The organism is Kosakonia sp. H7A, from assembly GCF_003028445.1.
GTDB lineage: Bacteria > Pseudomonadota > Gammaproteobacteria > Enterobacterales > Enterobacteriaceae > Kosakonia > Kosakonia radicincitans.
In genome coordinates this window covers 228,876-252,859 of record NZ_PYTZ01000001.1, presented here as the reverse complement: position 1 = coordinate 252,859, position 23,984 = coordinate 228,876, and the positions used below count along the sequence as shown (strand labels likewise).

Annotated in this window: 21 protein-coding genes; 6 read left to right on the top strand and 15 right to left on the bottom strand. The window is 55.2% G+C overall.

Going from position 1 to position 23,984, the window contains the following annotated elements; genetic code table 11:
• Positions 1 to 2: 2 nt before the first annotated feature.
• The 9 genes from nifU to nifH form a co-directional block, all read right to left on the bottom strand.
• On the bottom strand, positions 3 to 842 hold the full coding sequence (nifU, locus tag CWM66_RS01070) for a Fe-S cluster assembly protein NifU (protein ID WP_007374966.1): 840 nt from the start codon (positions 840 to 842) through the stop codon (positions 3 to 5).
• Between the two features lie 207 nt (positions 843 to 1,049).
• Positions 1,050 to 1,514, bottom strand: coding sequence for a NifB/NifX family molybdenum-iron cluster-binding protein (locus CWM66_RS01065; RefSeq protein ID WP_007374967.1), 465 nt, complete (start codon positions 1,512 to 1,514; stop codon positions 1,050 to 1,052).
• On the bottom strand, positions 1,501 to 2,886 hold the full coding sequence (gene nifN / locus CWM66_RS01060; protein WP_007374968.1) for a nitrogenase iron-molybdenum cofactor biosynthesis protein NifN: 1,386 nt from the start codon (positions 2,884 to 2,886) through the stop codon (positions 1,501 to 1,503). The genes CWM66_RS01065 and nifN overlap by 14 nt, the downstream gene beginning before the upstream one ends.
• 10 nt (positions 2,887 to 2,896) lie before the next feature.
• Positions 2,897 to 4,270, bottom strand: coding sequence for a nitrogenase iron-molybdenum cofactor biosynthesis protein NifE (nifE, locus tag CWM66_RS01055; protein WP_007374969.1), 1,374 nt, complete (start codon positions 4,268 to 4,270; stop codon positions 2,897 to 2,899).
• Positions 4,271 to 4,426: 156 nt separating this feature from the next.
• Positions 4,427 to 5,089 (bottom strand): NifB/NifX family molybdenum-iron cluster-binding protein, encoded by a 663-nt coding sequence (locus CWM66_RS01050; RefSeq protein WP_035885755.1) that lies wholly within the window; start codon positions 5,087 to 5,089, stop codon positions 4,427 to 4,429.
• Positions 5,090 to 5,100: 11 nt separating this feature from the next.
• Entirely contained in the window at positions 5,101 to 5,319 is a 219-nt protein-coding gene (nifT, locus tag CWM66_RS01045; protein WP_007374971.1) for a putative nitrogen fixation protein NifT, read from the bottom strand.
• 40 nt (positions 5,320 to 5,359) lie between these two features.
• Complete coding sequence (gene nifK / locus CWM66_RS01040; RefSeq protein ID WP_007374972.1) at positions 5,360 to 6,922, bottom strand: nitrogenase molybdenum-iron protein subunit beta; 1,563 nt, start codon at positions 6,920 to 6,922, stop codon at positions 5,360 to 5,362.
• Between the two features lie 55 nt (positions 6,923 to 6,977).
• Entirely contained in the window at positions 6,978 to 8,426 is a 1,449-nt protein-coding gene (gene nifD / locus CWM66_RS01035) for a nitrogenase molybdenum-iron protein alpha chain (RefSeq protein WP_007374973.1), read from the bottom strand.
• Between the two features lie 27 nt (positions 8,427 to 8,453).
• The gene (gene nifH, locus CWM66_RS01030; RefSeq protein ID WP_035885754.1) at positions 8,454 to 9,335 is read right to left on the bottom strand and encodes a nitrogenase iron protein; all 882 of its coding nucleotides are present in this window, start codon (positions 9,333 to 9,335) and stop codon (positions 8,454 to 8,456) included.
• A 386-nt stretch (positions 9,336 to 9,721) separates the two neighbouring features.
• Between nifH and nifJ the strand changes: the two genes are divergently transcribed.
• Positions 9,722 to 13,234, top strand: a complete 3,513-nt coding sequence (gene nifJ, locus CWM66_RS01025; protein WP_107146144.1) for a pyruvate:ferredoxin (flavodoxin) oxidoreductase — start codon at positions 9,722 to 9,724, stop codon at positions 13,232 to 13,234.
• Positions 13,235 to 13,314: 80 nt separating this feature from the next.
• On the opposite strand, the gene CWM66_RS01020 is transcribed toward nifJ, so the two are convergent.
• Both CWM66_RS01020 and CWM66_RS01015 read right to left on the bottom strand, forming a co-directional pair.
• Entirely contained in the window at positions 13,315 to 13,740 is a 426-nt protein-coding gene (locus CWM66_RS01020; protein ID WP_079517956.1) for a hypothetical protein, read from the bottom strand.
• Entirely contained in the window at positions 13,737 to 14,441 is a 705-nt protein-coding gene (locus CWM66_RS01015) for a hypothetical protein (RefSeq protein WP_107146143.1), read from the bottom strand. Before CWM66_RS01015 ends, CWM66_RS01020 begins: the two co-directional genes overlap by 4 nt.
• Before the next feature lie 224 nt (positions 14,442 to 14,665).
• Between CWM66_RS01015 and CWM66_RS01010 the strand changes: the two genes are divergently transcribed.
• Positions 14,666 to 15,508: a haloacid dehalogenase-like hydrolase gene (locus tag CWM66_RS01010; protein WP_007374978.1), complete on the top strand. Its 843-nt coding sequence runs from the start codon at positions 14,666 to 14,668 to the stop codon at positions 15,506 to 15,508.
• A 131-nt stretch (positions 15,509 to 15,639) separates the two neighbouring features.
• On the opposite strand, the gene CWM66_RS01005 is transcribed toward CWM66_RS01010, so the two are convergent.
• Entirely contained in the window at positions 15,640 to 17,112 is a 1,473-nt protein-coding gene (locus CWM66_RS01005; RefSeq protein ID WP_107146142.1) for an amidase, read from the bottom strand.
• Between the two features lie 14 nt (positions 17,113 to 17,126).
• Positions 17,127 to 18,446, bottom strand: a complete 1,320-nt coding sequence (locus tag CWM66_RS01000) for an MFS transporter (protein ID WP_107146141.1) — start codon at positions 18,444 to 18,446, stop codon at positions 17,127 to 17,129.
• Between the two features lie 355 nt (positions 18,447 to 18,801).
• Here CWM66_RS01000 and CWM66_RS29465 point away from each other — a divergent pair, with 355 nt between their 5' ends.
• From CWM66_RS29465 to CWM66_RS00990, 3 genes are read left to right on the top strand one after another with little or no spacing between them, the layout of a single operon-like run.
• On the top strand, positions 18,802 to 18,885 hold the full coding sequence (locus CWM66_RS29465) for a hypothetical protein (RefSeq protein ID WP_369878865.1): 84 nt from the start codon (positions 18,802 to 18,804) through the stop codon (positions 18,883 to 18,885).
• Between the two features lie 56 nt (positions 18,886 to 18,941).
• Positions 18,942 to 19,853, top strand: a complete 912-nt coding sequence (locus CWM66_RS00995) for a LysR family transcriptional regulator (RefSeq protein ID WP_007374981.1) — start codon at positions 18,942 to 18,944, stop codon at positions 19,851 to 19,853.
• 27 nt (positions 19,854 to 19,880) lie between these two features.
• Positions 19,881 to 20,378 (top strand): cupin domain-containing protein, encoded by a 498-nt coding sequence (locus tag CWM66_RS00990; protein ID WP_035885749.1) that lies wholly within the window; start codon positions 19,881 to 19,883, stop codon positions 20,376 to 20,378.
• 58 nt (positions 20,379 to 20,436) lie between these two features.
• Here the strand turns inward: CWM66_RS00990 and CWM66_RS00985 are convergent, their stop codons facing one another.
• The gene (locus CWM66_RS00985) at positions 20,437 to 21,477 is read right to left on the bottom strand and encodes a 3-oxoacyl-ACP synthase III family protein (protein WP_090396915.1); all 1,041 of its coding nucleotides are present in this window, start codon (positions 21,475 to 21,477) and stop codon (positions 20,437 to 20,439) included.
• Between the two features lie 399 nt (positions 21,478 to 21,876).
• Here CWM66_RS00985 and CWM66_RS00980 point away from each other — a divergent pair, with 399 nt between their 5' ends.
• Positions 21,877 to 23,040: a DUF4365 domain-containing protein gene (locus tag CWM66_RS00980; protein ID WP_158262932.1), complete on the top strand. Its 1,164-nt coding sequence runs from the start codon at positions 21,877 to 21,879 to the stop codon at positions 23,038 to 23,040.
• Between the two features lie 33 nt (positions 23,041 to 23,073).
• Here CWM66_RS00980 and CWM66_RS00975 read toward each other — a convergent pair whose 3' ends face one another.
• A complete protein-coding gene (locus CWM66_RS00975) occupies positions 23,074 to 23,802 on the bottom strand; it encodes a metallophosphoesterase (RefSeq protein WP_090396911.1) in 729 nt (242 codons plus the stop codon).
• Between the last annotated feature and the right edge of the window lie 182 nt (positions 23,803 to 23,984).

Genomic DNA, 23,984 nt, shown 5'->3' with positions numbered 1-23,984 from the left:
TGTTAATACGCTGCGGCTTCAGCGGCCACGACTTCCATATAACAGCCGGTGCGTTCCATCAGTTTTTGCTGTAACCAGGCGAGCGTCATGTCGGTCATCATGCAGCCGCTACAACTGCCGGAGAGGCTGACCGTGACTTTATGATTTGCCACGCTGAGCAGCGCCATATCGCCGCCATCGGCCTGAATATGCGGGCGCAGTTCAGTGATGGCATCAACCACTTCCTGCCAGTGCGGATCTTTGGTTGTCGCAACCGGCGCGGCGACCTGCGGGTGCTGCGCGAGAATATCCGCCAGCGCCAGTTCGATTTTTTCATGACACGAAGTACAGCCGCCGCCTGCTTTGGTGTAGTTGATCACCTCTTCCAGCGTGGTCAGCCCGTTGCTCAGCACCGCGCGGCGAATCTGTCCTTCATCCACGCCAAAGCACTTACAAATCAATGCGCCTTCTTCGTGGTCATCTTCCAGCGTTTCGCCGCGGTAGTTGGCGATGGCAGCGCGCAGCGCTTCCTGGCCCATGACCGAGCAGTGCATTTTTTGCGGCGGTAAACCGTCAAGATAATCGGCAATTTGTTGGTTGGTGACCTGTTCGGCCTGCGCCAGTGTGCGGCCGATAATCAGTTCCGTTAAGGCGGAAGAAGAGGCAATTGCGCTGCCGCAGCCAAAGGTCTGAAACCCGGCCTCAAGAATGGTTTCATCTTGCGGATCCACTCGCAGCATCAGCCGTAACGCATCGCCACAGCTTAACGATCCCACATCACCCACGGCGTTGGCGTTTTCCACCACCCGGGCGTTACGGGGATTAAAAAAATGATCTTTCACTTTCTCGGAGTAATTCCACATGCTTTTGGCTCCCAGTATGTATGACGGAACGCGCCGGAGCGCATTACACCGCGTCAATCAACAGCGGGTAATATCGTTGAAGCAAAAGCAGTACCAGAAGATGAAGTCTTTATATTTCAACGAGATGATTTTGACGCCTGACATAAAACCGCGAACTATGTCGCAGTTTTATGTTGGCTTTGTCACAGAGCTGACACAGAAAAGGCATCAGCGCTCATCTTCTTCCTGCCACTCATCTTCCAGCAGCAGCCCGGCAAAGCGATCGGTATTGCGGCTGCGCGCACTTCTTCGCTGCTCTTTGTCGTACCAGTAGTGTTGGATTTCCTGCAACAGCCCGACAATCGTTGTATCTGCCGGAACGCGCACCGCGCGCACGCCGACCTGTAAAAGCTGGCGAAAAACCGCCTCGCCGATCGCCACGCAGTAGAGCGTCACGCAATCCTCCAGCGCGTTAATCCGGCTGGTCAGTTTCTCCTGCTGATGGCCGGGCAGTACCGAGAAATCCACCACCCGCAGCAGGGTGACGTCATCCTCTTTGACACCGTACACCACCAGCCGCGGCGTGGCGCCGAAATGCTGATCGACATGGTGGTAATCGGAACTGGCAAAGGCCACTCTCATCGACCATTCACTGTCGCAAATGGTGCTGAATTGTCGGCTAACATGTTGCATAGTCACCTCCCGAAGATGCGGGTTCGTAAAAACGCTGGCGCAGCGGCGAGTGATAAGCGGCAAGATGATGGTGGCGATCGCGCAGCGCATTCGCCAGCTCAAACAAGGTGTCGCGCATCCCGGCGTAACCCTGGCGCACGCGGCGAAATTCGCCCAGACGGTCAAACAGGGGGAAACCGGCGCGCACCAGCGGAATGTTGAACTGGCTGGCCAAATCAACGGCATGAGAATTGGACACCAGCAGCGATGCAGGCGTTTCGCACAGCAGATCCTGCATATCCTCCAGATCGCCGATGATCACTTTTTCGACCGGCAGATCCTGCAACCCTTTCTGGCTCACCGGCGCCACCACCGGGCCGGGAACCATGCCCATATCGCGGGCGAAATCGCACCAGGCGGCGAGCAGATCGCCCTCGGCGGCCAGCGCGACAGGCGCGCCCTGTAACCACATATGGCAATCGATCATCGCATCCTGCAATTGCCCGCGCTGGCGCTCGATCCACGCCGGAACATCGCGCCCGGAGAGGCGCTTCAGTTGATGAATAAACGTATCGCACTGGCTCATGGTCATCAGGTGCGGCAACGTCACGACCTCCGCATGGCTGCGCTGCGCCAGTAACTGTGCGGCGCGGGAGAGGGAAACGCCAATAGCGAAGGTGCCAAGGCTCTGTCCCATCTGTTCAATCAGCCGCAGGCTGCTGCCGCCCTGGGTAATCGGCGAGAAATCCCCGCTGGCGAGATGGCCGTCCAGCGACTGGGAGAGATCCGGTACAATCACCGGTTGCAGGCCAAATGCCTCGACATAACTGCGCAGCAGCTCGACGTCGCCCGGCGTCAGCAAATGGCTGAGCAGCAGGTTCACGCGGCGATTGCGCACGCCCGGCTGCGGTTTTTCCGGCACCCACTGTTCAACCATGCTCTCCAGCACCGCGCTGTAGCCGTTTTCCAGGCTGCCGTAAAAATCCGGCGTGTTAACGGTCAGCAGCGCCACCCCTTTATGGCGCGGGAATTCATCGCGGAACTGGCGCACCACGCGCGAAATATCGCTACCCTGCGCCTCAGAAAGGCCGGTGCTCAGCAGAACAATCGCTTTCGGGTTGTTGCGCGAGCACAACACATTCAGCGCGGTAAAGATGTTCTCATCGGCGCCCATAATGGTGGAGGTTGGGTCCATTGCCGTCGATTGCAGCGGGATCGGATCGTGAAAATGCTGGATAAAAAAGACCTTCGCGAAGGCGCTGCACCCCTGAGCGCCATGAACCAGCGGAATGCTCTGTTCAAAGCCCATGCTCGCCAGAATCGCGCCCAGCGGCTGGCCGCTTTTTACCGGACTGACGGCCAGCGGCTTTTTACTACGGATAATTTCTGCCATTGCGGGCTCCTTATTGCCACGGTGCGCGGGAATGGGTTTGCGGCCAGACCGGGCTTTCCATGGTCAGGCAGAGCTGTTCGGCCAGCGTGACAATGCCGCGGTAACCGGCAAAGGCGTGCTCGCGCTCCTGATTGATATCGAGGAACGGCAGCCGCGCTTTGTAGGCGGTATACATATTGCGTCCCCCGGCGATCATCATGTCCGCCTGGTAGCGGTAAACCACGTCCAGCAGCGAGCGGGCGTTGCCTTCATCAAGCATCAGCGCGTCGGTCCCCATCAGTTCGCGGATGCGCTGTTTATCCTCTTCGGTGGATTTGCGCGTACCGGTCGCCACCACTTCCATGCCCAGATCCTGAAGCGCCGAGACCACCGACCAGGATTTCACGCCGCCGGTATAGAGCAGCGCTTTGCGCCCGCGCAGGCGTTCACGCAGCGGGGCCAGCGCCTGCTCTGTTCGTTGTTCTTCACGGGCAATAAGCTGTTCGGTACGCTGCATCAGATCGCGGTCTCCGGTCAGCGCCGCCAGTTGACGTAGGGCGTCGGACGTGGCGCGAACACCATAAAAGCTGCCTTCAAACCACGGCGTGCCGTAGCGCTGCTCCAGCGAGCGGGCGACATTGATCAGCGCCCTGGAGCAGACCAGCATATTGACCTGCGCCCGGTGTAGCGTCTGGATCTCACTGAAGCGCCCGTCGCCGGAGAGGCTGCCGAGCACGCGAATGCCCAACTCATCAAGCAGCGGCTGGATGTGCCAGAACTCCCCGGCAATATTGAATTCGCCAATCAGCCCGATATCGTGGCGATGCGCCGGGGCAAACGGCGTATCTTCCGGCCACGGCGCAGGTTCACGCCCGCCAATGACCTTTTTCACCATCACTTCACCGGCCAGCCGGTTGCCGAGATTTTTGCTGCCGTAAAACCCGGCGACATCAACGGCAATCACCGGTACGCCGGTGGCGGTTTCTGCCGCCTGGCAGACGGCTTCGATATCGTCGCCCTCCATCGCCGGTACGCAGGTGTTATAGATAAAGACGGCGGCCGGGTGGTAGCGGTTGACGATGTGGCGCACAGCATGGAACAGGCGGCGCTCGCCGCGCCCCATGATTACATCCTGTTCGCTCAGATCGGTGGTAAAACCCAGCCGGTTGATCGTCGGGCCAGAACTGAAGCTGCCACGGTTATCCCATGAGCTACCGGTACAACCAATGGGGCCGTGCACCAGGTGGGCAACATCGGAGAGTGGCAGCAGGGTGATCTGCGCACCGTCAAAGGCGCAACCGCCCGCCGTCGCGCCGGGTTTCGGCGCACTGCAGCCGGATTTCTGTTTGTGGTTGTGCTCGCAGGCAGGTTCATCGAGCAAAGCCAGGATCTCGTTCCCCTTCATCTTCACCTCATCATCTGGTTGGGTTGTAGCAGAAGGTGCAATTCGCGAGCCAGTAATGAGTGATTGATTTTTAAGAGAAAAAAAGTGTCGGTTTTGCAACAAAGCAGACAATTGGCGCAATGTTCACGCAAAAAAAATCCCCCGAAGGGGATTGATTCAGAACACCCGTTCTTCCAGCGGGTTGGCGCGCTCAAGGCGTTTTGCCAGCCACGGCGGCAGTTGCCCGTTGAGTAGCGTTTTAATGGCGTCGCACTGCGAGGTAATGGTCTGGCCTGGGGTGACTTTCATCGGATGGATATTGTGGCGGATCAGGCGGGCAGCGGCGGGGCCGCCAATCGCTTCGCAAAACAGCAGATGGCAATCGCCGAGCAGTTGCGCGCGGCTCTCGTTGGGCTCTTTGTCCTGCGGGCTGGCGGCGTAACGACGTAAGTCATACAGCCAGCCACCCTGATCATCAAAGGCATAAATAAAAAACAGCCGCCCCTGGCCGAAATGACCGTTGATTGCCAGCCCATCCTGCGAGCAGAAGGCGACAATTAGCTGCGGGCGACGCGCCGTGTGGTCGATCACGCGCAGGTGGGCGGGCAGATCGCCTTTCAGGCATGCGTTTACCCGTGCCCAGCGCCCGGCGGACATTAATGCGTCCTCATGAGGAAAGCGCTGCTCCAGATGGCGTTGATCCAGCGAGGCCAACAGCTCCGGCGTCAGCGCCTCATCGCAGTCGCCGGTCAGCCACGCCATGATTTGCGCGGGTTGCAGTTCCGGCAGCGCCTGGAACAACGCCAGCATTCGCCAGAAAAGGGTATCGTTGTCGGACATAGCGCATCTCCTTATACCAGGGCGTCGCGGGTGGCGCGCAGGCTAATGGGAAATGAGGGCCGTCCCGGTTGCAGATTGACGTAATAGCGGCGACCGCCCTCAAGAGAAATCGCACCGCCCCAGCGTTCCGGGGTGTCGTGCTCAACGTCCAGGATTTTCGCTTCCAGATCCTGTTTGGCGATATAGCAGTAGAGATCCGCGCCGCGCTGGCGAATAGTAACGACCGGCATAGTGCCTCCCTGAGCCCCGCGCAAGGCGGGGCTGTGATGGTTAACGGATAAGATCGAAGCTGTAGTCGGTTTTGCCGAGCTTGATAGTCTCTCTGTCGACTTTCTCCAGCACCGCATTAACCAGCGTGGTGAGGATACTCATAGCCCCTTCGTAACCCCAGGTGGTCTGGCGGTGCAGATGGTGGCGATCGAACAGCGGGAACCCGAGGCGGATCAGCGGCACTTCAAACTGCTCACCCTTCGCCAGCGTATCGCGCTGGATAAACTTGGCGTAGGAGTTGCCGATCATAAAGTCCGGCTGACGGGTAAACATCAGCGAGCGGAAATGCCACAGATCGCAGTTGATAAAGACTTCGCTCTCTTTCCCGTACGGCGAGGCTTCAAGCATTTTCTTCATCGCTTTCTGCCAGCGTTTGCTGCCGTTATGGCACAGAATCACCGTCGGTTCGCAGCCCAGTTCCAGCAGGAAGCGGGTCAGCCCCATGACAAAATCCGGGTCGCCGAACAGGCCGAATTTCTTGCCGTGTAGCCAGGTGTGGGAGTCGAGCATCATGTCCACCAGCCGACCGCGTTCCAGCGCTAAGCTATCCGGAATGGCTTTGCCGGTTAACTGGCTTACCGTCATCAGCAGCTCGTCGGTTCCGGCCAGCCCCATCGGGATTTGCACTTCGGTCGCGGGCTGGTTCCAGCTTTCCTGCACCACTTTTTTGGTTTTCACCAGTTGCCAGGGTTGCAGCAGCAGGGTGTCGATAGCGTCAGGCGCTTCGCGCATCTCCTGCTGTGTCGTGCCGCCAGCGTACATGTGGTAATGCCCGTCTGCCGGGGTATCCAGCACTTCGGAGGGATCGGAGAGCAGACTACACGGCACCTCCATTTGCTCCATCATGCGTTTCAGCACGCGGAAATTGCCGAGATAGGTTTCAAATCCGCTGACCAGATTGATACGCGGTAACTTGCCCGGCTGCCCGCTGTAATCGGCGGTAAAGGTACGGGCAAAGCCCTCAAACATATTGTCCCAGCCGGTGACATGGCTGCCGATAAAGCTTGGCGTATGCGCGTAAGGCACCGGGATCGCCGCGTCGATAAAGCCGTCTTTTTTGGCGTTAGCAATAAACGCCTGCAGGTCGTCGCCGATGACCTCCGCCATACAGGTGGTGGAGACGGCAATGATTTCCGGCTTGTAAAGAGCGCTGGCGTTCTGCAACCCGGTGTTCAGGTTGTTGTTGCCGCCGAATACTGCCGCATCTTCCGTCATCGAGTCAGAAACACAGGCAATCGGCTCTTTAAAGTGACGGTTAAAATAGGTGCGGAAATAGGCCACGCACCCCTGGGAGCCGTGAACATACGGCAGGGTATTGGCAAAGCCCAGCGAGCACAGTACCGCGCCCAGCGGCTGGCAGGCCTTGGCCGGATCGATGGTCAGCGCTTCGCGTTGAAAGTTAAGCGCTTCATACTCTGCGGTGGTGGTCCATTGAAAGACCTCCTGCACGCGCGCCGGATCGTGGGCCTCTTCCAGTTGCCGTTTATCTTTAAACAGCATCTGGTACGCATCCTGTTCAAACAGCGGATGACAGTTTTGAATTTTCTCAGCACTTTGGCTCATGGTGTTCTCCTCCCGCGCCACAAATCGGTGAACAGACGGGATAGCAGGATTAAAATCAGGCGGATTTCAGCCACGGCGCGGTCAACTGGCCCCACGCGGGGTTGTTGATCGTCATATCCATATCGCGGGCGAAGATGGCAAAGCCGTCATAACCGTGATAGGGGCCGGAGTAATCCCAGGAGTGCATCTGACGAAACGGCACGCCCATTTTCTGGAAGATGTACTTCTCTTTAATACCGGAGCCGATCAGATCCGGCTTCAGCGCTTTAACAAAGGCTTCCAGTTCATAACTGCTGGCATCGTCGAACAGCAAGGTGCCTTCTTTCAGATCCGGCAGGGTGCGGTCGTAGTCATCGTTGTGGGCGAATTCATAACCCGCAGCGATAATTTCCATCCCCAGATCTTCATAAGCGCCAATCACATGGCGAGGACGTAAACCGCCCATATACAGCAGCACTTTGCGGCCTTCCAGGCGCGGACGGTATTTGGCGATGATGGCGTCGTTCTGCGCCTGATATTTGGCGATCACCGCTTCAGCGTTGGCGCGAATGGTGTCATCAAACATATCGGCGATTTTGCGCAACGACTCGGCGACTTTGGTCGGGCCGAAGAAGTTGTACTCCATCCACGGAATACCGTGTTTCTCCTCCATATGGCGGGAGATGTAGTTCATCGAGCGGTAGCAGTGCACAAGGTTGAGTTTGACGAACGGCGTGTTCTCCATCTCAACCAGCGTGCCGTCGCCGGACCACTGCGCTACCACGCGCAGGCCCATCTCTTCGAGCAAAATGCGCGAAGCCCAGGCATCGCCGCCGATGTTGTAATCGCCGATGATCGCCACGTCATAAGGACCGGCCTCAAACGGCTTGCCTTCGCGGTTATCCAGTACCCAGTCGCGGATCACGTCGTTGGCAATGTGGTGACCGAGTGACTGGGAAACGCCGCGAAAGCCTTCGCAGCGCACCGGAATGACCGGTTTATTGATGGCTTTGCGGCTGGCGTTGGCAACGGCTTCAATGTCGTCGCCAATCAGGCCGACCGGGCATTCGGACTGAATGGAGATCCCTTTGGTCAGCGGGAACAGCGTCTCCATCTCTTCAATCAGTTTGGCCAGCTTTTTATCGCCGCCAAACACGATATCGCGCTCCTGAAAATCGGAGGTGAAGTTGAGCGTACCGAAGCTATCCACACCGCTGACGCCGGTGTAGTAGTTACGCCGCCCGGCGCGGGAATACTGACCGCAGCCGATCGGGCCGTGGGAGATATGGGCCATATCTTTGATCGGCCCGAATACCACCCCTTTAGAACCGGCGTAAGAGCAACCGCGCACGGTCATCACGCCGGGCTGCGACTTACGGTTGGAGATGATGCATTTCCCGACGCTTTCCATCTCCGGGTCGCTCACCATCATGTGCTTTCTGCGTTCTTTGCGCGTTTTTTCCGGAAAGATCTCCAGCACTTCCTGGATGATCTCCAGATTACGTTCGCCTGTTGCATTGCTCATAGTTGTCTTCCTGTTGGCGGGCGTGCATCAAACCGCGTTTTCTTCTGCGGCGGTTTTACCGATAATGCTGGCGTCTTCCACATCCATAATGCCGAACTCCATCAACAACTCTTCCAGTTCGTCCATGGTGATGGGCGTTGGCACCACCATTTTGGTGTTGTTGACGATCTTGTTCGCCAGCGAGCGGTATTCGTTGGCCTGGTTGCACTTCGGATCGTACTCAATCACCGTCATACGGCGGATTTCAGCGCGCTGTACAATGTTGTCGCGCGGAACGAAGTGGATCATCTGGGTGCCGAGTTTTTCTGCCAGCGCCATGATCAGCTCATCTTCACGGTCTGTCTGACGGGAGTTACAGATCAGCCCGCCAAGGCGCACTTTGCCGGATTTGGCGTATTTCACGATGCCTTTAGAGATGTTGTTGGCAGCGTACATCGCCATCATTTCGCCGGAGCAGACGATGTAGATCTCCTGCGCTTTGTTTTCGCGAATCGGCATGGCGAACCCACCGCACACCACGTCGCCCAGCACGTCGTAAAAGACGAAATCGAGGTCGGGAACATAGGCGCCTTCTTCTTCCAGGAAGTTGATAGCGGTAATCACCCCGCGACCGGCACAGCCAACGCCTGGTTCCGGGCCGCCGGATTCTGCGCAACGCACGTCGCCGTAACCGATTTGCAGCACATCTTCCAGTTCCAGGTCTTCCACGGAGCCGACTTCAGCCGCCATCTCCATAATGGTGTTCTGCGCTTTCGCGTGCAGGATCAGACGGGTGGAGTCTGCTTTCGGGTCGCAGCCGACGATCATTACTTTCTTGCCCATCTCCGCCAGAGCGGCGACCAGGTTTTGCGTGGTGGTGGATTTACCGATACCACCTTTGCCGTAAATGGCGCATTGACGCATGGTCATGGTGTTTCTCCTGTTGGTTGTGTGAGTGGCGATTGCCTCACTCTGTTGTGCAGGGAACATACCAGCCGTGCCATTTCATTTAATTTATTGATTTTAAAAGCATTGATGTTTTCGCTGTCGCAAGAGGAGGGACAAAGAGTAAACAATCGCCTTACCAATTGTTCGAAACAGAACAATTCCGCACATCGTTTCTGTACGTCGGGGTACAACCCACGGCGTGCGACACTTTGTCGGCAGTTCAACAGGATGTCGCGTCCACTGTCTTGTTTCATGCAACCATTTTGTTGCGGTTAGCTTTAATGCATTGTTTATAAAGGGATAAATGAGCTGGCACAGGCTGTGCAACGGCGTCAGGGAGATGACCTCTTACAGTCGAGGAATGAGCAATGTCCGGAAAGATGAAAACAATGGATGGCAACGCGGCAGCGGCATGGATTTCGTATGCCTTTACTGATGTCGCCGCGATTTACCCCATTACCCCCTCAACGCCGATGGCGGAAAACGTCGATCAGTGGGCGGCTGACGGCAAGAAAAACCTGTTTGGCCAGCCGGTGCGTTTAATGGAGATGCAGTCAGAAGCGGGTGCAGCCGGTGCCGTACACGGTGCGTTGCAGGCCGGGGCGCTGACCACCACCTATACCGCTTCGCAGGGGCTGCTGTTAATGATCCCCAATCTGTACAAAATCGCCGGTGAGCTGCTGCCCGGCGTGTTTCACGTCAGCGCCCGCGCGCTGGCAACCAACTCGCTGAACATTTTCGGCGATCATCAGGATGTGATGGCGGTTCGCCAGAGCGGCTGCGCGATGCTGGCGGAGAGCAACGTTCAGCAGGTGATGGATCTCTCGGCGGTAGCGCACCTCTCCGCCATTAAAGGCCGCGTACCTTTTATTAACTTCTTTGATGGTTTTCGTACTTCTCACGAGATCCAGAAAATTGAAGTGCTGGAGTATGACGATCTGGCGCCGTTGCTGGATACCGACGCGCTGAACCGCTTTCGCCGTAACGCCCTGAACCCGGATCATCCGGTGATTCGCGGTACCGCGCAAAACCCCGATATCTATTTTCAGGAGCGGGAAGCCGCCAACCGCTACTACGATGTGCTGCCGGAAATCGTCGAAAACTATATGGCGGAGATCTATCGCCTGACCGGTCGTGAATACCACCTGTTTGATTACTACGGTGCAGACGATGCCGAACAGATCATTGTGGCGATGGGGTCGGTATGCGACACCATTTCCGAAGTGGTGGATGCGCTAATCGACAGCGGTGAAAAAGTGGGCCTGGTAACGGTGCATCTGTTCCGGCCTTTTTCGCTGTCGCACTTCTTTGCCAAAATCCCGAAAAGCGTCAAACGCATCGCGGTGCTCGATCGCACCAAAGAGCCGGGCGCGCAGGCGGAACCGCTGTGCCTGGATGTGAAAAATGCGTTTTATCACCAGCATGACGCGCCGCTGATTGTCGGCGGGCGCTATGCGCTGGGTGGTAAAGATGTGCTGCCGGGGCATATTGTCTCGGTGTTTGAGAACCTGAAAAAACCGCTGCCGAAAGATGGTTTTACAGTGGGGATTTTCGACGATGTCACGCACACGTCGCTGCCGGTGCCTTCTCATGAGGTCCACGTTTCCCGCGAGGGGATCACCGCCTGTAAATTCTGGGGGCTGGGTTCCGACGGTACGGTCAGCGCCAACAAGAGCGCCATCAAGATCATCGGTGATAAAACGCCGATGTATGCGCAGGCCTACTTTGCCTACGATTCGAAAAAATCCGGCGGCATTACCGTTTCGCACCTGCGTTTTGGCGAACGGCCGATTACCTCGCCATACCTGATCCACCGCGCGGATTTTATCGCCTGCTCGCAGCAATCCTACGTCGACAAGTACGATCTGCTGGAGGGGCTGAACCCTGGCGGCACATTCCTGCTGAACTGTACCTGGTTTGGCGAGGAGCTGGAAGCGCGGCTACCAAACAGTATGAAGCGTTATATCGCCCGTCAGGGGATCCGTTTTTACACCCTCAATGCGGTGGATATTGCCCGTAAGCTGGGGCTGGGCGGGCGCTTTAACATGCTGATGCAGTCGGCATTCTTCAAACTGGCGGGGATTATTGATCCGCAAGCGGCGTCCGATTATCTGAAGCAGGCAGTCGAGAAATCCTACGGCAGTAAAGGGCAAAAAGTGGTGGATATGAACAATGCCGCCATTGATCTGGGGATGGAAGCCATCCAGGAAGTGATGGTGCCGGAACGCTGGGCGACGCTGGAAGATGACGCGGTGGAAGAGACGCGGATGATGCCGGATTTTATCCGCGACATTCTGGAACCGATGAACCGGCAGAATGGCGACAAACTGCCAGTCAGCGCCTTTGTCGGTATGGAGGACGGGACATTCCCGACGGGAACCGCAGCGTGGGAGAAACGCGGCATTGCTTTGCAGGTGCCGGTGTGGAACCCCGAAGGCTGTACCCAGTGCAATCAGTGCGCCTTTATCTGCCCGCATGCCGCCGTTCGTCCGGCGCTGCTGAATCAGGAAGAGCGCGATGCGGCGCCGGTAGCGTTGTTGAGTAAAGCGGCGCAGGGGGCGAAGGATTACGACTATCATCTGGCCATTTCGCCGCTCGATTGTTCCGGCTGCGGCAACTGTGCCGATATCTGCCCGGCGAAGGGGAAAGCCCTTACGATGCAGTCGCTGGAGAGCCAGTTAGCGATGCAACCGGTGTGGGATTATGCGCTGGCGCTCTCGCCGAAAAGCAATCCGTTCAACAAAACCACGGTCAAAGGCAGCCAGTTTGAAACCCCGCTGCTGGAGTTTTCCGGTGCCTGCGCAGGCTGCGGCGAAACCCCGTATGCGCGGCTGGTGACGCAGTTGTTCGGCGATCGCATGATGATCGCGAATGCCACGGGGTGTTCGTCGATCTGGGGGGCCAGCGCGCCGTCAATTCCGTGGACCACCAACCATAAAGGGCAAGGCCCGGCGTGGGCTAACTCGTTGTTTGAAGATAACGCCGAGTTTGGCCTGGGGATGATGCTTGGCGGGCGCGCGGTACGTGAACAACTCGCCAGTGATGCGATGGATGCACTGGCTGCGCCGCACAGCGAGGCGTTACAGCAGGCGTTGCGGCAATGGCTGGAGAGTAAAGATCGCGGTGAAGGCACGCGCGAGCGCGGCGAGCAACTGAGCGCGCTGCTGGCGCAGGAGAAGGGCGACGATCCGCTGCTGAACCGCATGTACCAGAACCGCGACTATTTCGCTAAACGTTCGCAGTGGATTTTTGGCGGCGACGGTTGGGCGTATGACATTGGTTTTGGCGGCCTCGATCATGTGCTGGCCTCCGGCGAGGATGTGAATATCCTGGTGTTTGATACCGAGGTGTACTCCAACACCGGTGGTCAGTCGTCGAAATCGACGCCGGTTGCGGCGATTGCCAAGTTCGCCGCCGAAGGCAAGCGGACGCGCAAAAAGGATCTCGGCATGATGGCGGTGAGCTACGGCAATGTGTATGTCGCGCAGGTGGCGATGGGCGCGGATAAAGCCCAGACGCTGCGGGCCATTGCCGAAGCAGAGGCGTGGCCTGGCCCGTCGCTGGTTATCGCTTATGCGGCCTGTATCAACCACGGTCTGAAGGCCGGGATGGGATGCAGTATGCGCGAAGCAAAACGCGCGGTGGATTCCGGTTACTGGCATCTGTGGCGCTATAACCCGCAGCTGATGGCGAAGGGCAAGAATCCGTTTATTCTCGACTCCGACGAACCCGAAGAGAGCTTCCGCGACTTCCTGATGGGCGAAGTGCGTTACGCCTCGCTGGGCCGCACCGCGCCGGAACTGGCGGATCAACTCTTCGAGCAAACCGAGCAGGACGCGAAGCAGCGTTTCGCGCAGTATCAGCGAATGGCGGGGGAGTAAACGGTAAATTTTACCCGGTAATGTTGTGTTTACCGGGTATTCGGACAACGGAGAGACGCCATGCGTATTCGCGCATGGCGTTATTTTTTTGTGTTCCGGTATATCTGTACCACGACGTTATTGGGGGATGTGGTGTTGTAGAGCGTGACCACATCTTTCGACTGCCCGCTTCGCCAGCATTCCGCTTTTGTTTCACATCGCGTTTGCGGTTTGTAACCCGCAGCGGCCAGATACTCACGAATTTTCTGCATATCGGTCGTATCTTCAAACCGTATGCCATACACAAAAGCCTGAGGGCCACTGATATTCATATACTGAAACGTGTATCTGTCGGAGATGCGCGGCATTCGCTTCAGCAAATCTGGCGTGTAGAACGCATACGCTTTTTCGTCGTTCTGCGTGTAATAAGCACTGCTTGCGAATTCCATTTTCACGTAAGGCCAGGCAAAAGCGGCGATAATAATGGTAATGATCACCGTAATAAGGGTTTTAACGCTCCTTTTCATAGTCCCATCCTGCCACTACTGGCACTTAAGGAAATGAATGTCTTACCCTGTTTCGGCATCATCACATTTCCAGAGCGGACATCTTTATAAGGCATTACAGTCTTCATGAACGAGGGTAATACGCCATTATGCGGTTGGGCATTAGGTGTTTTTTCTGGGTCAGGGAACAGTAACGGTGTAAAGGTATTAACCTTAAATGAGCCTATTTTCCCGTAATAGTCCCACCGTCTTAACGCTGCAGCCTTACTTACCGGGCGCAACTTGTCAAAAGGGTGTGGAGTGGATACCACGCGGTAAAAACCCAGCAAATCTGAAACCAGATCTTCGCAACTAAAACCGCTATCGGTTATGTACTTGCCGGGGAATGAATTCTGAAAATTTTCAAATTCCCAGGCTACTGTCATCATCATTGAGAGGGCAATGCTCTTCTGTTCCCATGATGGGCGTCCACGCCTGATACGCCATGTTGTCATTTTGCCAGAACGAACTATTCCATAAGGTGCAGTCATGCCCTGAGAATAAGTAACATTATAGAATTCATTACCGGATAATTCCCCACTGCGGATTTTCTCCAGCAAAGAACGAATATCATCCCCTCGAGCATGCCCCAAATCTACCCAGCCAAGCACTTCCGTGTAAATCAGTCCACCATTTGCATAGCTAGCTTCTTTGCCATCAATAATATCTTCACGTTTACTCATCCCTGTATCTCCTTCCTTTAGTCTTTTAGCCGTTGCCATCCATTTACAAAATATTAAAACCATTAAACAAAGCTATTCTATGGCCAACTAATTATGCTTTGTTCTATCGTTATTAAGCACTTTTTTTATTCAGAAGTTGCTTAAGTTTCATTAATGTCTTCACAAGATAGTTACATGCAAACCAAATGAAATTATTTTTTCCATTGATTTATAAGGAATATATTATGAAGTGTGCATTGGTTTATGACTTTGATGGCACTTTGGCAGACGGAGATTGTGCGCAGCACGGTCTTATGCCTGCTTTAGGGATCAATGATGTTGGCGCGTTCTGGCAGGAGGTAAAACAACGCGCAGCAGAAAATGATGGCGATGAAATTCTTTCTTATCTTGGGTTGTTAGTTGAAAAAGCATCACAGACAAATCCACAAGAGCTGAGCGTCAATAATCTCAAAAAACATGGTAAATCCATTCCGCTATATCCTGGGGTTGCTGATTGGTTTGACCGGATTAACAAATATGCGGATGACAATGGGCTGGAACTCTGCCATTACATTATCTCCAGCGGACTTGATGCGATGATTCGCGGAACGGCAATAGGTGACAAATTTCGCATGATTTTCGCCTGTAAATATCACTATTCCGCCAATGGCACTGTAGCTATCTGGCCCGCTCAGGCGATTAATTACACGACAAAAACACAGTTTCTTTTTCGCATAAACAAAGGGATTGATAATTCCTGGGATAATGAAGCGGTAAACAGATTTATCGAGCCTGAACTGCGAGAGATACCGTTTCAGCGAATGATTTATTTTGGCGATGGCGATACGGATATTCCGTCAATGAAAATGGTCCGCTATCAGGGCGGTGTCTCACTTGCCGTTTTTGACCCGGATAAATGGAAGACAACAAAAACGCAGGGAAAAGTTGAAAAATTGATAGCAGAGGAACGCGCCAATTATGTCGTGCCTGCCATTTATGAAGAGGGTAGCCAGTTAGATGTCACGGTGAAAGGGCTGCTGCAATTGTTTAAGCGTAAATACGCTAGCAAAGAGTCGTTGAGTAAATAATCAATTTAATGCGCGCTGCGCCGTCAGGGCGTTCTGAACCAGTTCCAGACCTGAGGCTGGTTGCAATATTTGTCGGCCCGGTAAGCGTCACGCTACCGGGCATGAGTGATGGTCAATCGGCCAGGCCTTTTTCACCGGCTTACATGCACCTGCGGCACATTGTTGCGGATAAAGCTGCCGCCGAGCGCGCGTTCAATTTGGGCGGCGAGCTGTAGCAACTGGCCATCGTTGGCCTGGCGGGTTTGAAAATGCATGCCCAGCGGAATGCCGGATTGCTGCCAGGCGAGCGGGATCGAGATCCCGGCGGTGCCGGTCAGGCTGGCGAGCGGGGTGTAAGAGAAGATATCCCACAGGTTGTAGAACCAGTCCATCACATCCGGGTTATCGCTCAACGTCAGGTATTTTTTCTCGCCCAGCAGCGGCGTCGGTTTGGAGAATGTCGGCGTCAGGATCATGTCCCACTGCTGGAAAAAACGCCCCAGATCGCGCGATACGGTGTTAAAGGCATCCTGCATTTTCCAGCGTTCGCTGTAGGACATATCAATGCCTTTCTGCCAGAGACGAATGTTGATCGGCTCCACCAGATCCTCCGGCGGCGAACTCAGCCCTTTTTTCTCCAGCAGACGCTGAATAAACTGCGCAAAGTTACTGATATAGCAGGTGGTTTGCGCCTCAAACGCCTGCGCGAAATCAACCTGCGGCGTCACCCATTCAACGTGGTGGCCCAGTTCTTCCAGCAAACGCACGGTGCGCTCCAGCTCGCTGACAAAATGCGCATCGGAACGGTAGTTGCCCCACTCGTGGGAGACGGCAATACGCAGCGGTGCAGGATCATGCTTAATCATCTCGCTGTAGGGCTGTTTACTTTCCCAGTAGGGCATAAACTCGCCCGGTGCGCCGCCACGGCAACTGTCGATAAACCGCGCCGTGTCGCGAACGCTGCGGCTGACGCAACCCTGCGTGGAAACAAACCCGGTGATATCGGAGAGCGCCGGGGCGATGGATAACACGCCGCGCGAACTTTTTAACCCAATCAACCCGTGGGAACCCGCCGGGATGCGAATCGAGCCGCCGCCGTCTGTGGCATGCGCCAGCGGCACAATCCCGGCCGCGACTGAGGCGCAAGAACCGGCCGACGATCCGAAGGTGGTATAGGCCGGATCCCAGGGATTGCGGGTCACATAAACTTCCGGGTTTTCCACCGAGCCGCAAACGCCAAACTCCGGCGTAGTGGTGCGGCCCATAATGTTCAACCCTGCGGCGCGGATTTGCGTGGTGAGAAACGCATCTTCCGCCGGACGGTTGCCCTGCATAAATTTCGAACCTTGCTCCTGTAGGCGGTTTTTCACGCCGGGGCCGAGATCTTTCATCAGAAACGGCACGCCGCGAAATGGGCCGTCGAGCCGCGTGCCGTCGGTCTGTGGCGCGGCGATCGCATCATCAAACAGTTCCACCACGGAACCGATTTGCGGGTTGATCAGGCTGACGGCGGCCTGCGCCTGCTGCGCCAGTTCGGTAGCGCTGATCTCACCTTGCTGCACCCGTTCTGCCAGCGCAGTGGCATCGTGCGCTGCCCATTCTTGCCAGTTCATGACGGTTTTCATGGCTTCCTCCTTGATTACTGAACGGTGGTGCGACGGCGCGCCAGCAAAGGCTGCGGAGCTTTACGCTCTTTCAGCATGACGGTGGCGGCCAGACAGAGAATATTGGCGGCAATCAGGTAGTAACCAGGAGAAACCGGGTTGCCGGTCACTTTGATCAGCCATGAAAAGACAATCTGCGCGGTGCCGCCAAACAGCGTAATGCCAAAGGCAAAGGCGATAGAAAAGCCGGTGGAACGCACATATTTCGGGAAGTTTTCGCACAGCACGACGAGTACGCCGGAACCGCTGATACATTGCAGGGCGGCAAAGACGGTGATCACGCTATAAAACACCATTTCGCTGCGCCAGGTGTTGATGATCTCAAGCCCTGGCAGCAACAACAGCAGCAGGATCAGACGTGGAGCAATGATGGTCATCTTTCTGCCAACGCGATCCGCCATCCAGCCGCCGACCAGCGAAAAGACCACCACGCAGACGCCTATCAGAATCGTGGACGCCATGGCGCTGCCCGGCGTAAATGCCAGTTCGTTGAGCGCGTAAGTGGTCATATAGTTGAGAAAATATTGCGTGATGGTGCTGCCGGAGAGGATAAAAATCCCGGTCAGCACCAGCCCGCGATAGTTCTTCACCACTTCACCGAGCAGACTGCCGGTGGAGTGGCTGGCTTCGCTGTTGTCAGACTGATAAGTCTCGCGCAGATTGCGGCGCAGGTAGATGGCGATAGGCAGGATCAACAGTCCGAAAGCGAACGGCACGCGCCAGCCCCAGGCGGCGAGGTCGTGCGGTGACAGCAATACGGTGAGCGTATAGCCAATCACCCCCGCGCTGATGCCTGCCAGACCTTGGGCGACAATCTGCCAACTGGTGTAGAAGGCACGTTTGCCGGCGGGCGCGGCTTCCATAATAAACGTGGTTGCCGGGCCAGCTTCGCCGCCCCAGGCCAGCCCCTGCAACATGCGCACCAGTACCAGTAAAACCGGTGCGGCCATGCCAATGGTTTCATATCCCGGCAGGAAGACTAAGCCGCCGGTGCCGATGGTCATAAATACCATGGTTAATAACATTGCCGGTTTGCGCCCAACGCGATCGGCGTAGCTGCCAATAAAAATGGCCCCCAGCGGCCGGACAATAAAGCCGATGCCAAATACCGAAACGGACAATAACAAACTGGTAAATGGATCATCCGAGGGGAAGAAAACATGGCCGATCATCACTGCAAAGGTGGCGTAAGCGCTGAAATCAAAAAATTCGACGGCGGCGCCCAGGACTACGGCGATCACTTCTTTACGCGTCGCTTTTGGCGGCGTGGCTGCGGGATTTATTTCGTTTGCCATAAACAGTCTTCCTCAGGGGTTGAGACGAATTAACAACATGGCTGAGATATAACAAGCGCAGATAATGTTCACTATCACAATTGTGCAGGAGCAGTGCGTAAAAAATGTGCTCACTGGAGGGCGGGGAATATAAATAAGAAAATAGTATTGCTTTACCTAATTTTTTGAATTATCTGATATTTTTGTTTTTATCCGGTGATCTGTATTGACTGGCAGAAAATAACTTTCCTGGCTCTGCACTTAAACTGTGCTTTCATTTCGTTAGCAGTGCGCAAATATTTTTCGCAAAAGATATATCATCATGATGATTATTAAACGGTTTTTTCTCCCTGCAAGATAAAAACCAATCCCGTTTTTGCACGATTATTGTTCGTCGTGCCTGTTTACAGTGCAGCAGCGAGGAAAAATAAAGGATTGCCCCGCTGATTTGTCAATCTGAACACCGGCGTAATAAGGTGACAAAAGGGGTAATAACGGCAATACAGGTGGAGAAATATGCAATTACGCGCGCTGCGCTATTTTAGCCAGGTAGCGAAATCCAGTTCGTTGCGTGATGCCGCCGATAAATTGTTTGTCGCGCCGGGCGCCGTCACGCGGCAAATCGATATTCTGGAACACCATTATGGCGCGCCGCTGATCGAGCGCACGCCGCGCGGTATCAAACTGACGCGGGAAGGGGAGTTTCTCGCCCAGGCCGTGGATGCCACCTTGCGCGAGCTGGATGCGGTGAAAGAGCGTATCTCCAGCACGCAAAGTGTGGTGTCCGGCACGGTGCGTATCTGCGCGGCAGAGAGCCTGATCGCCGCCTTTATCGCGCCGGTTATCTGTACCTTTCGCCAGCGTTACCCTGCGGTTTCGTTTGAAATCGATATTGGCAGTGCGCCGCATGTCGCCGAACATTTAATCAGCGGTCATGCCGATGTGGCGCTGGCGTTTTATATGCCGGTCAGCGCGGAGCTGCAGGTGACGCACTACTGCGCGTTGCAGCACAAAGTGTTGATGGCGGCACATCATCCGCTGGCGAAGAAAAGCCTGCTGACGCTCACCGATCTTGCCCGTCATCCGCTGGCTATTCCACCTGCCAACTATGCGGTGCGGCAACTGCTCGAATCCGCCGCCCGGCGCGAGAATCTGCATTTTGATTTGTGTTATATCGCCAGTTCGCTGGAAGTACAGAAAGCGCTGGCGCGGCAAGGGCTGGCGCTGTTGATCCTGCCGCAACTGAACGTTAATGACACCACCGGGCACGAGGATTTTGTCGCCGTGCCGCTGGCGGACCCGCTGATGGGCACAGTGAAAGTGGATCTCTGCCTGCCGCGCCAGCGCACACTGTCGATGGCGACACGTATCTTCCATCAAATGCTGGCTGAACAAATTGACAGGCAGAATGGGTCGTTCCAATACTGAGATGTCACGTTATTTCAGGAACTGCTTATGAGTGCGAAGACCGCCATACCGTTTGTCATCCGCAACTTTAATACCCTTGAGATGGAGCATTTTGTTCGCCCGCCGCTGTATGAATCCCTGGGCGGTTCGCTGACCAAAGGCACCGCCGCCAGCAAGCTCGGCGCGTCAATCGATACGTTGCCGCCGGGTAAACGCTGCTGCCCGTTTCATCTGCATCATGCGCAGGAAGAGATGTTTATCGTGCTGAACGGGCGTGGAACACTGCGCATTGGCGATGAGGAGCGGGCGATTGAAGAGGGCGATGTGATCTGTATTCCACCGGGAAAGGCATGGCCGCATCAGATTATCAACACCTCCGATCAACCTTTACGCTATATCTCGATCAGTACCATGGAAAGCCCGGAAATTTGTGAATACCCCGACGCTGATAAATTCCTTGCCAGAGCGCGCATCAACGGCAAGGAAGATTTTCGCCGGGTTGATTTTCGCGGTGAGGGCGTGGATTACTGGGAAGGGGAAAAGTAAAACGAACGCCGGAGGCTTTGCCCCGGCGCACGATGTAACGGCACTTCTGTGTATTCGATTATCCCCAGATTAGCCCCATATGGCTGCCAACAATGCCGCTGCCGCCACCGACGAGAACCAGTTTGTCACCCGGTTTAAGCTGCTGGCGCTCTGCCAGTAAGTGCAGCCCAACGGTCGCATTGCCGCTGATCAGGTTGCCCATGGTGCTGATGGTTTCCACAAACAGGGCCGGGTCCACATCCATATAACCGGCCATTCTCTGGATTTGCGAGGTTGAGGCCTGGTGTGAAACGCAGGCTTTAATCTCGTTGCGGCTCCAGCCGAGGTGATCCATAAACGCCGGAAACATCGCTTCGCCCATGCTGATGGCTTCGTCCACCAGCGGCGTCATCCACACCTTTAATAAATGATCGGAACAGGCCGGGCCGCTGGTGCTGTAGTGATAATAGTGCGAGCGGGATTCTTTCATAAATCCCATAAAGCCGACATGCGGATCTTTTTTCGCCCCGACGATCATTGCCGCACCGCAATCACCGACATTTAACCCTGCGCAAAGCTCCATAAAAAGTTCGCGGTCCGTGGTTTGTTGCAACCTGTTTATTGCTTCATGCCGCATGCGATAGCTGGTTTCACCGGTGACAATTAAGCCGTATTTAACCTGGCCCGCCGCAATGAGCGCATCCATAATATGCAGAGCATCTTCAAAACTGTGACAGGCATTACTGACATCAAACGCGGTGGGAATATTTTCGCCCAGTTTATGCGCCACAATATGTGCGGTTGCCGGTTCGTGGAAATCGCGAAATACACCGGCAAAAATCAACGCGTCAATATCGGCTAATTTGATTTCGGCATGCGCCAGCGCATCACGCGCGGCACGTACGGCCAGATCGGAGGGTTGCAGATGATCATCTGCGACGCAGCGCTCCCGCACGCCGGTCAGCCGCGCCAGCCAGTTGCGATTCAGGCCGAAGCGCTGTGGTGAATCGAGTTGTTCCATCAGCTCCCGGGAACTTATCCGGCCTTCCGGGAGATAAACACCGGTACTGATAATACGTGTGTGACCGGGTGAGCAGGTATATTTTGGATGGTTGCTCATTAAATTATTCCTCCGTAGGGTAAAGATGAACGGGATATTTATTCCTTTATCCCGCCAGTAATTAAAATAATCGTAAAGTGACGCTTTTCTTTTTATAATATTTCAGTGGTAATGCAATATATTATTTCCTGAAAAAATCCTAAAAAGATTATTAGCATGGTGAGTAACAAAATGGCAAAGGCGTATACGTCAACAAATAACGGCGCTGTCTCATCAGTATTTTCGCAACGGTAATATTTGCAGGTGCGTCAATAACAGGGCTACAGAATCTGATAGATGTATGCGGCGACGGGAAGGCGTAAGCTGTCAAACATAAAATGTCCGTAAAATTAAACGAGGTTCAGCATGGAACTACCGAAGGTCCCACCCACTGACGAAACCGGAGAACGGGGTGTTCTTATGGTCAGAGAAAAGGTGCTCAAGCTGGGGCATATATTTCGGGAAACCACCGCGCGTGATTATGGTATTGATGGCCAGATAGAAATCGTGACGTCAGAAAATGGCGTAAAGTATGCGTCCGGTAAGCTGCTGGCCGTGCAAATCAAGTGCGGTCCTTCTCATTTCAGATTCCCCAATGACGATGGCTGGGCTTTTTACTGTAAAGCCCCGCACATCAATTATTGGCGGGAACACTCGTTGCCGGTGATTCTGATTCTGTGCGATCCCGAAACAAACCAATGCTACTGGGAATGGATAACCCAACAGGTCACTCGTCCGACGTCAAATGGGGCGTATATCCAGGTACTGAAGAGTAAAACGCTGGATAACACTGGCGGCGAGCTTGAAAAGATTGCCCGACAAAGGAGCATGGACGTCAAAAGCACTGACACGTTTATCCTGCCGTTAAACGATAGCTACGCCATCGATCTGCCGGATGACGAGATTGCCGTTTTATGTTCAGAAATTTCGCTCGCTTACAGCCGCAAACGTGATGTTCATATCGATATCGGTTTTACCGTCGAAGATTTTTGCCTGAATGAACTCAATGGACTTTACGCCAGTGGCAATCTGACGGTTGAACAGCGGCAGAAGCGCAATGAGTATGAACAGGCGATGGACTGGTTCACCATGCAGCGAGAGGCGTTATCGTCCGGGATTGAGCTGCTATTTACCGAAGGGTTAACCCGGCTGGGTTTTATCAGTTCAGGTCACTGGGAGCCGGTAGCAACAGCGTTGAAAGCTTTTGTTGATTACCATATTTATCAACGTCTTGGACGTCATCGCCCGGCTGGCATGGCGCTGGATGCTTATCCGGGTAATGGCGTCAACACGCCGGTCGCGCGGATCTATCTCGATGCGGATCAGGAGCTGGCGCTTTATAAAAAATTCTCGCCCGTTCGCAACGCGCCAGCTTCAGCGGAAAAAGTGACGTTGCCGGACAACCCCTTTTGGTTTTATGGCGCGATACTGGCGGAAATGGGGCACGATCTCACATACCAACGCGTTCTCCCGGCACTGATCTCAGCGCTGGTGAGTCATTTTCGCAACAACGCTATCAGCCCGGAAACCTTCTTTTCCTCAGCGGCAGGCGATTTGCAGGGATGGCAGGTGGGGCTGGCCTGACCGCTGTCGGTTTGCGGAGACGGCGGTCAGGCGCTAAACGCTAACAAAATGGCTTACCAGGCGGCGCTCGCGGATCTGATGGATCATCAGTGCCGGCGGATCGCCCACTGGCGGCAGGCGTTGCGCATCCAGCATCAGCGGGTTTGCCGGGCAGATGGAGCCGCAAATATAAGCCGGAATCCCGGCAAAGGTAGCGCTCATCGGGCGGTGAACGTGCCCGCTGCACAGCGCCAGCGGCGGGAACGGCAGGGTGTGAAGCAACTGGCGCAGTTCCTCTGCGCCATCGCACATCGCGCCATCAAGCGGTGCGATGCCGCTGGGGAACAGGTGCTGATGCAAAAACAGCAGTGCCGGTTGCGGGCTGGCGGCGAGAGCGCTTTTCAGCCACGGCAGATGCGGGCGGATATCGCCCCGGATTTCGCCCGCGACGGTCACATCCAGGCCAATGACCGCCACGCCGTCAAGCTGCTGGCAAAAGTGCATGGCGTCATCGGCGTGATGATGGATAAAGGCGGGCAGGCGGGCGCACATCACCGCTTTATCGTCGGCATTGCCGGGGATAATGTGTGTGCGGCAGTACAACCGTTGCAGTTCTGCGGCAATCGCCAGATAGCCTTCGTGCCAGCCATCATCGGTTAAATCCCCGCTCACCACCAGCAAATCAGGTTGCAGGGCGAGCAGCCAGTCAATGGCGTTATGCAGTCGCGCGAGGTTATCGTTATCGGGCGCGGCGTGAATATCACTGAGCTGAGCAATCAGCATCTCTCCTCCGGTGTGGTTCTGTGCAGCCCGAAGTATGGCAGGCGGGCGCGGGTAAACGCACGAAATTTGCGAATACAGGTGTAGCAGATGCACCCGGAGAGCGATGCTTAGCGATCTTTTTTATTTTAATAAGAGAGATAACGCATCTTCCGGCGTCTTAATATTATTAACGCCTTGCCCGG